This window comes from Streptomyces sp. NPDC002088 (assembly GCF_040296605.1).
Taxonomy (GTDB): Bacteria; Actinomycetota; Actinomycetes; order Streptomycetales; family Streptomycetaceae; genus Streptomyces.
Genome location: NZ_JBEOXO010000028.1, coordinates 104,752 through 116,896, shown reverse-complemented (window position 1 = coordinate 116,896; position 12,145 = coordinate 104,752). Strand labels below are relative to the sequence as shown.

Sequence of the window (12,145 nt, the reverse complement as noted above, 5' to 3'; positions counted from 1 at the left end):
ACTTCCCGCCGTATGCCCGATGTGCGTACGGTCCCCGCCACCACCCCCACCGGGATGGTCCAGCGTCCGGCGGGGCATGACACCCAGGCACCAGCCCCCACCGGGCCGGTGCCAGGTCATGGAGTACCCGCCCACGCCCAGGCAGAAGACCTTCTTCCCCCCGGACGCAGGCGGCTCTCACGCAGAACCTGTCGACGACGCACCCGCGCCGCCGAGCGGACCGGCTTCCACCACCTGCACGCCACCGAAGTCCATCCCCTCACCCCGAGGTTCGGACCACCGGACAGCGACCGCACACGGCCACGCCGCGCCCGAAAAGCCCGGAAACCCCAGGCACACACAGAGTTCTAGAGACGCTGGATAGGGGTCGTAGCAGTCCAGGGCCGGGTGGTAGAGCACTTGCCAGGTGCGGCCTTCGATGACGCCGCTCGGCGGCAGTCCGTGGCAGCCCTGGATCCACACGATCTTCTTCAGCATGACCGAGTCGAAGGCCCCGTCGAGGGTGAGCTTGGGCGGCTGGCCTCCCCACGCGTTGCTCAGGCATTGCGCCTGCTTGACCGCCACGCCGGTGTCACCGTACGTAAGCGTGGGCCGAGACGCCGATGAGAGGTAGGAACACTGATTGGGTACCGCTGCGGCGACATCTGGCACTTCCAGGCCCAGTGCTGCGGCCGTGCACAGCGCCGCGCCCAAGGTGACCATTCTGCGCTGTCTCATGCCGCTCCTTCTGGTCCGGCCACTTGCTGGAGCGGCTCGGCGTCTGGGGGCGGTGGATGCTCCCATTATCCCCACAGTCAACAACGCCCGCGAGTTGCGACCGTTACGACCGTGGCAACGACGTCATGAGGCGGTCAGGTTCGTCCGTTGTCTCCCGCCACTGACAACAGATGAACACCGGCAAGCCGGCCGCACCGACCGTCTCGTGCGACACGTACGAGGAGAACGGCTGGACGGCGAAGGCCGACGACGCCGTGTCCTTCACCATCGACACCTCCTCGTCCGACGGCGCCGGCTACTGCTGGGGCCTGGACAACTCCTCGGTGCCGAACAAGAAGCTCGACACCACCGACGTCAACGGCGGCGACGCACAGACGATCACTATCGACCCTGCGGACGGCTGGCACACGCCCTCACCCTGTCGGCGAAGGGCCGTTCCTCGTGCACCGGTGTGACCTGGCAGTACCAGCGCGGTGAGACGGCTCGCCGGGCAGTCATCGCGGTGGAGCCATGAATCCCACCGCAAGACAACCTCCCGAACGAAGACCGCTGTGGACCACATCGCAGCGTAATCAACCGGCCACCCGACAGCCCCTTAACCGTGCGCGTGATGACAGACTTCTTCCGCAACACGAACTGGGCCTCTCCCGGGCAGTGACCTACAAGGGCCTCGCCAACGGCGGTCTGGAGGCGCTGACTTCAGTCACCGGGCAAGGGGACCGGGAGTTGTAATCCCCTTCGGCGTCATGCATCCGCCTGCTTGAGGCACAGCAGTGCGGTGCCGCTGGAGATCCAGGTGCGGTTGCCTGAACTTGCCGCAGTCCAGGGCACGGACGGGGTGTCGCCCTCGTAGGGGAGACTCCAGACCAGCTTGCCGCCGGAGAGGGCGTATCCGTAGAGGCCGGGGCGGCTGCCGCCGGTGATGCCGAGCAGGACGAGGCCGGCTCTGGCGGCGAGGACCAGGGACAGGCCCTTGCCGAGGTCCGCAGTACGCCACAGGCGGTGTCCGCTGCGCAGGGAGTACGCCGTCAGCGGGCCGCGCCCCGCGGTGAAGTCCGCGCCGGCCGGAGGCGAGGCGGTGGTGAACAGGGTGGTGCCGAAGGGGTTCAGCTGCTGCACGGACGCCGGTCGTCCCCGCCACAGGGTCTTGCCGCTGCCCGCGTCCAGGGCCGCGAACGAGCCGTTCGCCAGGCTCAGTTGGAGGATCACCGTCCTGCCGTCGCCGGACAGGAGTGCCGTGCCCGCGAGCGCCTCGTCCACGATCTGGTCACCGGGGTCCAGGCCGGTGGGGACCGTCCACAGCGGGTGGCCGTCGGACAGGCGCAGGCCGGTCAGTTCGGCGGTGTCGTAGCGCAGGGCGACGGCCATGCGCGTGCTGGGGTTCTTGCCGATGCCGAAGACGTCCGCGGGGTGGCTCCACAGCTCCTTGCCGGAGCGTGCGTCCAGGGCGTGGACGGTGCGCCGGTACTCCACGCCGCCCTCCGGGCGCGTCACACACAGCAGCACCTTTCCGCGCGGATAGACCGTGGTGAGGGGGGCCTCGCGGTGCCAGTGCAGCTTGCCCGAGCCGTCGAGGGCGTACAGGCCGCGCGTCTGCGCCGAGGTGACGTACGTCCATCCCTCGCTGCCCGCCTGTACGACCAGGTCCGCCGCCTCGGGGTTGCTGTCGCCGGGTGGGGCGAACCGCCAGCTCCGGTCGCCGGTCTTCAGGTCGCGCGCGTGTACCGCACCGTCCAACTCGATGGCGTACACGGTGTGTTGGTCTCTCACGGAGGGGGCGGAGCCGTAGGGCTTGCTCTGCCACAGGGTGCGGCCGGTGTCCGGGTCGACGGCGGCCGCACTGGCGCCGTTGCTGTCCGTGAGAAGGACCCGTCCCGGGGCCGCCGTCCACACCTTGGTGAAGCCGTCGGGCAGCTGCCTGCGCCACATGACCCGGGGCGGATCCGGTTGTTCCCCGGACGCGTTGCCCCGGGTGAAGTACCAGCCGCCGAGGGCTGCCGCCGTGATGCCGCCGCCCGCTGCCGCGAGCATCCTGCGCCGCCCCCACCGGCCCGACGGGGCGTTCGCCAGTTCCTCCTGGACCGTCTCCGCACGCCGCCGAACGTCGCGTTCCACGGACTCCGGCAGCCAGCCCGTGCCCGGCAGTGGCGGCGCGCCGAACAGCGCGGCCAGCTGCGGCACTTGAGGCCGCTGCCACGGCTCCTTCGCCAGGCATGCCGCGAGTGGCTCGCGCAGGGCCTGCGGTGTCCCCTCCAGGTCCGGCTCCTCGTGCACGGTGCGGTACATCAGGATGTGCAGCCCGCTCGACCCGAACGCGCCGCGGCCGGCGGCGGCGAACACCAGGGTGGCGCCCAGCGAGAACACGTCACCGGCTGCCGTGCAGGTACGTCCGGAGATCTGCTCGGGCGGCATGTAACCGGCGGTGCCGAGGATCTGGCCGGTGCCGGTGAGACCGGACGCGTCCACGGCCCGGGCGATGCCGAAGTCGATGACGCGGGGCCCGTCCTCGGTGAGGAGGATGTTGGACGGCTTCAGGTCATGGTGCACCAGGCCGGCCGCGTGGATGGCGGCCAGCGCCTCGGCGAGCCCCGCGGCCAGCGCGCGTACCATCGGCTCCGGCATCGCCCCGTGCGCGGTGACCGCGTCACTGAGGGACGGCGCGGGCAGGTAGGCGGTGGCCAGCCAGGGCAGAGTGGCATCGGGGTCGGCGGCGAGGACGGGCGCGGTGAAGGCGCCGCTGACCTTGAAGGCGGCCTCCGTCTCGGCGCGGAACCGCTCCCGGAAGCGCGGGTCCTGCGCGTAGCTCTCCCGTACGACCTTCACCGCCACAGGGCGCCCGGCCCGGGTGGCGGCCAGGTAGACCCGGCCCATACCTCCGGAGCCGAGCAGCCGGAGCACCCGGTACGGGCCGACGGTGGCGGGCAGCGGCGCCGAGGACGGCGGCGGCGCCAGGGACGAGGACGACGGCGGCACGGTCACTCGGCGCCCGCCCGATACGCCCGGACCCGGCCGCCGCCGCTGACGAACACCGTGCTGTCGTGCACCGCCACGCTCCAGCTGACGAAGCTCACGGAGGCGCCGCCGATCGTCGAGGCCGACGGCGAGGGGCCGCCTGAGCCGGGCTTCTCCCGTAGCGCCCACAGCTCTTTGCCGTCCGAGGTACGCAGCACCAGGCAGCCACCCGTACCGCCCGACGGGGACGTGCCGCTCGCGGTCACCGCGAGGGTGCTGAACAGGACCGCGGTGACCTGCTCCGACGCAGCGATGGTGCGGCCTAACATGCTGAAGGCGGACAGCTGCACGGGGCTCGTGATGCGCCACCTGATCGTGCCGGTGCGCCGGTCGACGGCGTAGACCTTGCTGGTGTCGTTCGTCAGGATCAGGTCGCCGGCCACGACCGGGGGCGCCGCCGCCGTCATGGACACCGCCCAGCGGCGCTTCCCGCTCGCCGTGTCGTACGCGGTCATGCCGCCCTTGAGGTTGATCGTGATCAGCAGGTCGCCGGCCACCGTCAGCGAGGAGCCGAGATCGCCCCTGCCGCCCTGCATGTAGGCGGGGAGGTGGCTGTCGGGGTTCGCGGGAACCTTGACGGACCAGCGCGGCGCCCCCCGCGCCGCGTCCACGGCGTGCACGGTCAGGCCGGAGTCGGTGTCTTCGGTGTAGTAGAAGCCGTGGCGGTCGGCGGCATAGCGCATGGTGGCGACGGAGTTGGGGACGATGGGCTTCTGCCACAGGACGCGGCCCTTGCCGAGGTCGATCGCGGCGGCGGTCTGGTCGACTTTGTAGTTCGGGGTCGCGCCGGGGCTCGGGACGATGCTGCCGCCCTCGACGTTGCTGACCAGGCAGTAGACGGTGCTGCCGTGGTCGGCGAGAAGCCCGGTAGGGGTCATGCTCTGGGGTTTGAGGGAGGTCTTGGCCCGGGTGCGGGCGGTGGCCGGGTCCACGTCCTCCACGTCGTAGTGCAGGGTGAAGGACCGGTCCATCCCCATGCGATAGAAGAGCACCTTGTCGTCGGTCATGCCGAGGATGAACGCCTTGGTGGTGAGCGGGTCCTTGCCGCCCACCGGCTGCCCGTCGGCACGGGTGCCGTGCCCCCAGCGGACCGCTCCGGTAGAGGCGTCGAACCCCGCCACGTACGCCGAGTCCCGCAGTACCACGGCGGAGCCAAAGGCCCGCAGGTCCGGGATCATGGACTCGGCGGCACCCGTCGCCGTCCACAGCGGCTTCGGCGGGTCGGTGAGCTTGACGGTCTCGCCCTTGGAGCCGAGCGGTTTGCCGCTGTCCGGGTTCTTGCCGACGCTGTCCTTGTCCCCGTTGTTCTTGAGCACCACGGCCGCGCTGCCCGCCGCGAGGACGCCCAGCACGGACAGCCCGCCGATCAGTGCCTGCCGACGGCCCAGGCGCGGCTCCTTGCGGCCGGTGCCCGGCACCGTCCCGGGAGGCGGCGGCGCCACGGCCATCAGCTCGGCGTCACGGGCACGTACCGCCAGGTCCTCCCGCAGCGCCGGAACCAGCAGGGCCGCCGGGTCGGCAGGGGCCAGCTGGGACAGGACCTCGTCGAGGGTGGGCCGCCGGGACGGTGTCTTGTCCAGGCAGCGCTGCAGCAGCGGGTGCAGGGCGTGGGGTACGCCGGACAGGTCGGGCTCCGCCGTCACGACGCGGTGCAGCGCCCCTTCGTCGCCCGTCCCGAAGGGGCCCTCCCCGCAGGCCGCGTACACGAGCAGCCCGGCCAGGGAGAAGACGTCTCCCTCCGGGCCGACGTCGTGGGACGAGGCGATCTGCTCGGGGGCCATGAAGGCAGGTGAGCCGATCATGGTGCCGGTGCCCGTCAGCCGGGTCTCGCCGAGGGCCTTGCTGATCCCGAAGTCGATGACGCGCGGCCCGTCGGCGGCGAGCAGTACGTTGCCGGGTTTGAGGTCACGGTGCACCAGCCCGGCGCCGTGAATGGCCTGCAGCGCCTCGGTCAGTCCGGTCTCTTCTCCGAGATATTCATCGCGGGCCGAAACAGGTCGACCGCGTGGCCGCCGGTCTTGCGCAGAGCCGGCGCGCGCTCGACGACGGTGACGGAGAAGCCGTGTCTGGTGAGCCAGTAGGCCAGAACCGGACCGGCGACGCTGGCGCCGGAGACGAGAATCCGCAGGGCACCCCTCCTTTCCATTCAGTCCACCCGTACGGCGTGGATCGCGGTGAACACCAGCAGGGGGTTGGCGGTCCGCGGTGGATCCTCGAGCAGGGGCGAGTGCCCGAGACCGGGCAGCAACTCGACCTTCGAGCCTGGAACGGCGCGGTAGTCGGAGGCGGATGAGGATCGCCATCTGCGGTCGTCCTCGCCGAAGATCACCAGTAGTGGCTTGCCCAGGACCGTCAGCCGATCCGGCAGCGCCCGCTGCTCCAGGTAGGAGCGGGTGGCGCTCATCGTCGTGGTGAACGTGTGGTAGGTCATACCGCGCACATCGTCCAGGAGCTCTTCTGGGATCTGGTAGCCCGCGCGGCTGAAACCCGTGCTCGCGATCCGCCGGAGCTGCTCGTCGGTCGGCGGCCACTGCGAGGGGCCGATTGCGGCGGACTCCGATGCGATGAAGGCGTCCAGGCTGGGTCCGGTGTTGACGAGCGCGAGCGCGGTCACCAGGTCGGGCCGCTGTTCGGCGAGAGCGGTGGCGACCGCGCCGCCGCTGGAATGACCGACGACCACAGCGTGCTCGACGCCGAGCCGGTCCAGTACCACGCCTGCCCGACGTGCCTGGTCCGGGATCGCGTAGCTGTGGTCGGCCGGTTTGGCCGACCGGCCGTGCCCGAGCAGGTCCATCCGGATGACGCGGTGAGATCCGGTCAGCAGCGGGACCATCGGATTCCACGAGCGGGTCGAGGATGCGGACCCGTGGATGAGCAGGAGTGCAGGGGCGTCGCGGGGGCCGTCCTGGCACACGTAGATGTCGCCGTCGTCCAGCGACAGGGTTGAACTCTCGGCCTCGGCGCCGCCGTTCGCGTACGGATCGCCGTCAGAAACAGTCATGAGCCCACTGTCTCCGCCGGAACGCGCCGCTGGATTGGACGAATGTTCCCCTCAGTCGGCTCACATAGCATGGAATGATGCGGACCTTCGTGCGCGGTGCGGCTATGTGGGGCGTCGAGTGCCCGCAGCGGCCCAGCCGGGTGACCGGTGTCACCATGGCCGGGTTCCATGTCCCTAACCTGGAAACGCTCCGGATAGTCCCGCACCCGGCCGTGACGCTGCTTCTGGAGTTCGGCGCAGGTTCGCCCGTCCTTGACTGTCCCGCAGGGCGGCAGCAGCGGGGAAGCATCGTCGCCGGGCCCGGGCTCGGGTCCGGAGGCGCGGTCCGGGCGCGGGGAGAGAACGTCGAGTGCGTGCAGGTGCGCCTGTCTCCGGTGATCGCACGCGCGATTCTGGGGGCCTCCCCCGCCGACCTCGGCGCCGCCGTTGTGACCCTAGGCGACCTGTGGGGCCGGGAGTCATCACGGATCTGCGAGCAACTCGGCGATGTCTCGTCGTGGCAGGATCGCTTCGCGTTGACGGACGTGCTGCTCGCCCGCCGGCATGAGGCGGGCCCGCCGGTGGACCCGGAGGTGGCCTGGGCCTGGCACCGGATCGTCGTCAGCCGTGGCCTGACCCGGGTCGACGGACTCGCGGCCGAGGTCGGGTGGAGCCGTAAGCGGCTGTGGTCCCGGTTCCGGTCGCAGCTCGGCCTGCCGCCCAAGCGCGCCGTGAAACTGGTCCGCTTCGACCATGCCGCCCACCGCTTGGTCGCAGGTCAGGGCGCGGCCCAGGTTGCGGCCGACACCGGCTACGCCGACCAGTCCCACCTGCATCGGGACGTCATGGCGTTCACCGGGGCGACCCCCGCGACCGTTGCTGGCGAGCCGTTTCTCGCCGTTGACGACATCGCATGGCCCAGCGGTTCGGCGTGTGGTCCTCGGTAGCGCCGTCTGGCTGAGATTCTGCTCGACAGCGCGGATCGGCCCCGGACTCCCTCTGCCCCAGCCGCAAAGGGGCGGTCAGGGCTTCGTGAGCGTGGTCTTCTTGGGTTGGCGGGGCACGGGGGGAGAGAGCCTCGCCCGGCGATTTGTTTGGCTGGGCAGTGCATCGGGATGGTGCTGACCTCGCACCATGGAGAGGAACTCGCCGAACCAGTGACTTCGACCGATAGGAGCGCGAGCGGGCCCCAACGCGGACAGCTCCGCAACGCCGTCAGGCCCTCCGGATTCGAGCCGGAGCACGGGACCCCGGTGGGCGCTCACGTCGATCAACTGCCCGAGGTTGACAGGCCATTCAGGGCGCGCGTCCACCGCTCTGTGGATGACGGGTGTGCTCGGCATCGTCATCGTCCTTAGCGGGGCCGTAGACGAAGCAGCTGTGATGGCGCGACGGACTGAGCTTGGCTGATGAGGATCGCTGGTGAGCTGATGCTCTGCTGGATTGAGTACGGGTACTCATGTGGGCGGTGGTCAGCAGCCTGCATGGTACGGACATGCGATCGATTTTCCTCCCGAAGTCCTTGCTGGCGGCCGCGCTCGGCGGCGTCGTCGTCCTGGCCGGCTTCGGCGCGCAGAACGCCTCCGCCGATCAAAGCTCTGCGGTCAGCGTCGCCGCGGCGAGCGACGACGATGCAGAGATGCGGTTCCTGGAGTTGGCGAACCTCATCTCGCAGAGCTGCGCTCCGGACGTCTCCAGCGGCATCGATGATGTGGCATCGGCTTCCACGGCCGACACCACGGCAGCGGAGCCGACCCCCGACTCCACCATGCCCATCCTGGTCGATGAGGTGCCGCTGACCACGGAAGCGCAGTGCGCCGCCGAGAGGCACGCACGGCGCATCAGCCGGGCGTTCTCGGGCACGGACACGGCCACGTACGAGGAGATGCAGGAGAAGTTGACGAGCTTGCGCTACCCGGCAGCGCGGATCTACCGCATGCCGGATTTCTCGGCCGAGCCCGTGGCAAGGCTCGACCTGCGCGTGGGGGCCGATCACTTGGCTCTGGAGGTCACCGGTACCTACCTGGGCGTGATGGTCGAGGCGTTCGGCGCTCCGGAGGGCGTGGGCGTGACCGAGGTGCGGCTGAAGCCGCAGCTGGACGCGCCCACATCCTGAGGCTCCTGCCGACGCCCTACCGGGCCGTGCCACCGGGGCACTCCGAGAGCGTTGGCTCCGGCGGCGTAGTACCACTGCCGGCGTTTCCACTTCCCTGCTTGGTGAGCGCGTCGAGGTCCGGGGGCGGGTATCCGCGCTGCGGGACCGCCACTCCACCTCTGAGCTCAGCTCGTCGCTGCCTGACCCTGCTGGCCTTGACACATCCAGGCGATGACGTCGAACACACGTAGGACGCCGATGTCCTCACCGATACCCGCCTTGATGCGAAGACGGACCAGTTGCACGCGGTCTGACCAGGCTGCCAAGCCGAGGGTGCCCAGCTCGGCGGCGGCACGAGCACAGGAGCACAGGCCGGGCGAGCAGACGGGGGCGAAAGCGTTTGTCGGGATACGGCAGAGATCTGGCGCTGCCCGGCGGGTGGGTACGGCGGGGGAGTGGGACCGGGGGCCGCAAGTACGGGCAGCGATCGAGGCCTTCCTCCAGTACACCGTTGGCCCGTCCCGCGCACGTGTCCGGCTCGCGGGTCGGCTGGACGCCCCCTATCGCAGGCGGCGGTGAGCCACCCGGCCAAGGCACGCTATACTTGATCTTGAGCGTGCTGCAGAACTGCAGGGAAGCGCCGTGCGTTGGTGGTCCAAGGAAAGACGCCCCGCTTCCTGCGGGGAGATGCAGGTGCAAGGCCTGCCCGGCGCTCAAGCAAACCCCGCCCCGGAACATCCGGAGCGGGGTTCGTGCTTTTCGGCGGGCTCGAAAGGCGCGCTGCGCCGGTGCGGCCAGGCGGAGCAACTGCGGCGCCCCAGCGGAGGGCGCCGCGGCGCTTCCTTCGGCGTCTGCACTGGCCAGGACTACGTCATCGTGCTGGAGACCTCCGAGATCCGGTACGTGAACCCGAACGGTGATCCGTAGAGTCTCCGGGCGACTCAAGGTCAACATGAGGAGCCGCAAGTACGACTCCACCTACAACGCGGTGGACTGCCCCGCACCGGTCAACTCCGAACCCCGGGACGTCTACTTCGAGGATTCCACTGATGCGCACGAAACTGCGCTGCAATGCGCCTCCGACCGAGACTGGCCCAAACCGTTGGCCGCCCTGGTGGTCTCCGTGTCTCTCCACCATAGGTACCGCGCTGCTGACCGCCGGAACGGTCAGCGTCCGGCTGCGCCGTCACGACGACGTCGTGCAAAGGGCTCAGAGCCAAGGCGGCAGGCCATGCAGAGAAGGTAGTCCACTCAGGTCCCGCAGCCGGCCGGTGGTGGCCGGTCGTCCACGCCCGTGCCGGGCGCAACCGTTCTTGCACGCCGCGGCTTCGTCGGCGTGATCATGAGCTCCTACGCCCTTTGAAAACCGGGCCGACGGATTTGAGAAGACGCTGAGTTCCGGGGCTCCGCTCCATTGTCAGGTGTGTCCACACCACGGGGATCATCTCATCCAGCAGGGCTCGCGGTGGTAGTCGGGTCCACGCCCGTCCGGCGTTCAGGCGGCCGGGGGCGCCTCGCTTGACTTGCGGTGGCCGGTCGGGTGGGCATCGGCCTGCTCGGCAGCCCTCGCCTTGCGAGTGCCCTGCGCAGAGGCCCATCCTGAGAGAGAGGCATGCCACGCAATCGTGTGAACCGAGCGCAAGGACTGCGGAGCCGGCGGCGACCGCGGCCTGGCAGAGAGCGTGTTCCAGATGAGGCTTGTCGTTGATCTCAACCGGTGCCAGGGATTCGCGCAGTGCGTCTTTCTCGCCCCGGATGTCTTCTCCCTCCACGGGGAAGAAGCGCTGCTGTTCTCCCCTCGCTTCGACGAGGCACAACGTGACCGCGTGGAGAAGGCCGCTGCCGCCTGCCCGGTCCAGGCCATCCTCGTCGACTACTCCGATGAGCCGACGAAGCGGGTGGAGCCCCATGTCGGCTGACACGGACGTCGAGGTCCTGCGGCGCCAGGGCCGCATTGTCGTCGTCGGTGCCTCGCTGGCCGGTCTGCGTGCGGCGGAGACCTTGCGCGAGCAGGGCTTCACCGGATCACTGACCATGATCGGCGACGAGCCGTACGAACCCTACGACCGGCCGCCGCTGTCCAAGCAGGCGCTGCTCGGACGGGCACGGCCCGAGGACACCGCGCTTCCGAGGCGGCGGGACATCGACGCCGAGTGGCGTCTGGGCGTCGCCGCCGAGGGCCTGGACCGGGACGCCAAGCAAGTGCGCCTGACGAACGGCGACACCGTCCCCTACGACCGCCTGCTCATCACCACCGGGACCAGAGCGCGGCCTTGGATCCACCCGGAAGAGGCCGCACTGGACGGGGTGTTCGTGCTGCGTACCCGCGACGACTCCGCCCGCCTGCGGCGGAAGCTGACCGGGGGCGTGTCCCGGGTGCTGGTGATCGGCGCCGGATTCACGGGCTCCGAGGTCGCCTCCGCCTGCCGAGAGCTGGGCCTTGAGGTCACAGTCGCCGAACGCGGCCCGGCACCGCTGGTGGGCGCACTCGGCGGAGTGCTCGGTGCGGTCGCGGACCGGCTGCAGCGCAAGCACGGAGTCGACCTGCGTTGTGGCGTCAGCGTCACCGCCCTCGAGGGCGACGATGTGGGACGGCTCAGGCGCGCTCATCTGTCCGACGGTTCGGCGATCGAGGTGGAGGCGGCGGTCGTCTCGCTCGGGGCTATGCGGAACACGGAATGGCTCGCCGGCTCGGGGGTGGCCGCGGGTCCCCGGGGCATCGCGTGCGACGCCGGGTGCCGGGTGTTCGACGTCAACGGCATCGTCACCGACGACATCTACGCCGCCGGTGACGTCGCCCGCAGCCCCCACCCCCTGTTCGACTACCAGTTCCTGGCGCTGGAGCACTGGGGCAACGCGGTCGAACAGGCCGAGATCGCCGCCCACAACATGATCTGTGCGGGTCCGGATCGCCGTCCGCACCTGTGGCTGCCGATGTTCTGGTCCACCCAGTTCGGCGTCAACATCAAGTCGGTGGGCGTGCCCTCGCTGGGCGACCAACTGGTCGTCGCCCAGGGGACACTCGCCGAGGAGCGGTTCGTCGCGGTGTACGGCTACCGCGGCCGCTTCATCGCCGCAGCGTCGTTCGACGGAGCCAAGTGGCTGGGGTTCTACGAACAGCAGATCGCGTCCGGCGCCCCCTTCCCGCCGGAGTACCGCACGGTGGACCGCCGGACCGAGACGTTGCAGCCGATCGACCCGGCCTTCCCCGACCCCCATCTGCCCACCCACGGGCCCACCGTCACGCTGACGGGCCACTCACCGAGCGAGCGGCGTGTCACGTTCGTTCCGTCGCATGCCTGATCACCGGCCCTGCACCGCCCGGAGCCCTCAGGAGTCAC

9 protein-coding genes and 1 pseudogene are annotated in these 12,145 nt (G+C 70.1%); 5 read left to right on the top strand and 5 right to left on the bottom strand.

Translation table 11 applies throughout. From position 1 onward, the window contains the following. Nucleotides 1-177: 177 nt before the first annotated feature. Entirely contained in the window at nucleotides 178-564 is a 387-nt protein-coding gene (locus tag ABT114_RS40795) for a peptidoglycan-binding domain-containing protein (protein WP_351149472.1), read from the bottom strand. A 323-nt stretch (nucleotides 565-887) separates the two neighbouring features. Between ABT114_RS40795 and ABT114_RS40790 the strand changes: the two genes are divergently transcribed. Beyond that, nucleotides 888-1,172 carry a hypothetical protein gene (locus ABT114_RS40790; RefSeq protein ID WP_351149469.1) on the top strand — a complete coding sequence of 95 codons (285 nt, stop codon included), beginning with the start codon at nucleotides 888-890 and terminating at the stop codon, nucleotides 1,170-1,172. Between the two features lie 289 nt (nucleotides 1,173-1,461). On the opposite strand, the gene ABT114_RS40785 is transcribed toward ABT114_RS40790, so the two are convergent. The 4 genes and pseudogenes from ABT114_RS40785 to ABT114_RS40770 all read right to left on the bottom strand — a co-directional run bounded on the left by ABT114_RS40785 (nucleotide 1,462) and on the right by ABT114_RS40770 (nucleotide 6,730). Further along, nucleotides 1,462-3,696, bottom strand: coding sequence for a serine/threonine-protein kinase (locus tag ABT114_RS40785; RefSeq protein ID WP_351149466.1), 2,235 nt, complete (start codon nucleotides 3,694-3,696; stop codon nucleotides 1,462-1,464). Beyond that, a complete protein-coding gene (locus tag ABT114_RS40780; RefSeq protein WP_351149463.1) occupies nucleotides 3,693-5,645 on the bottom strand; it encodes a protein kinase domain-containing protein in 1,953 nt (650 codons plus the stop codon). Before ABT114_RS40780 ends, ABT114_RS40785 begins: the two co-directional genes overlap by 4 nt. A gap of 47 nt (nucleotides 5,646-5,692) precedes the next feature. After that, nucleotides 5,693-5,875, bottom strand: a pseudogene (locus ABT114_RS40775) (FAD-dependent oxidoreductase); the annotation flags it as partial. After that, on the bottom strand, nucleotides 5,876-6,730 hold the full coding sequence (locus tag ABT114_RS40770; RefSeq protein WP_351149460.1) for an alpha/beta fold hydrolase: 855 nt from the start codon (nucleotides 6,728-6,730) through the stop codon (nucleotides 5,876-5,878). It lies immediately after the preceding pseudogene. A gap of 77 nt (nucleotides 6,731-6,807) precedes the next feature. On the opposite strand from ABT114_RS40770, the gene ABT114_RS40765 reads away from it, so the two are divergent. The 4 genes from ABT114_RS40765 (at nucleotide 6,808) to ABT114_RS40750 (ending at nucleotide 12,107) form a co-directional block, all read left to right on the top strand. Beyond that, a complete protein-coding gene (locus ABT114_RS40765) occupies nucleotides 6,808-7,656 on the top strand; it encodes a helix-turn-helix domain-containing protein (RefSeq protein WP_351149457.1) in 849 nt (282 codons plus the stop codon). A 521-nt stretch (nucleotides 7,657-8,177) separates the two neighbouring features. Next, nucleotides 8,178-8,825, top strand: coding sequence for a hypothetical protein (locus ABT114_RS40760; RefSeq protein ID WP_351149455.1), 648 nt, complete (start codon nucleotides 8,178-8,180; stop codon nucleotides 8,823-8,825). 1,670 nt (nucleotides 8,826-10,495) lie between these two features. Next, on the top strand, nucleotides 10,496-10,723 hold the full coding sequence (locus ABT114_RS40755; protein WP_053659297.1) for a ferredoxin: 228 nt from the start codon (nucleotides 10,496-10,498) through the stop codon (nucleotides 10,721-10,723). After that, nucleotides 10,713-12,107 carry an NAD(P)/FAD-dependent oxidoreductase gene (locus tag ABT114_RS40750; protein ID WP_351149452.1) on the top strand — a complete coding sequence of 465 codons (1,395 nt, stop codon included), beginning with the start codon at nucleotides 10,713-10,715 and terminating at the stop codon, nucleotides 12,105-12,107. The genes ABT114_RS40755 and ABT114_RS40750 overlap by 11 nt, the downstream gene beginning before the upstream one ends. Nucleotides 12,108-12,145 lie beyond the last annotated feature (38 nt).

What these genes read in the sequence shown, in the direction of transcription:
- ABT114_RS40790 (WP_351149469.1), top strand. Translation starts at nt 888, where the DNA reads ATGAACACCGGCAAGCCGGCCGCACCGACCGTCTCGTGCGACACGTAC.
- ABT114_RS40770 (WP_351149460.1), bottom strand. Translation starts at nt 6,730, where the DNA reads ATGACTGTTTCTGACGGCGATCCGTACGCGAACGGCGGCGCCGAGGCC.
- ABT114_RS40765 (WP_351149457.1), top strand. Translation starts at nt 6,808, where the DNA reads ATGCGGACCTTCGTGCGCGGTGCGGCTATGTGGGGCGTCGAGTGCCCG.
- ABT114_RS40755 (WP_053659297.1), top strand. Translation starts at nt 10,496, where the DNA reads ATGAGGCTTGTCGTTGATCTCAACCGGTGCCAGGGATTCGCGCAGTGC.
- ABT114_RS40750 (WP_351149452.1), top strand. Translation starts at nt 10,713, where the DNA reads ATGTCGGCTGACACGGACGTCGAGGTCCTGCGGCGCCAGGGCCGCATT.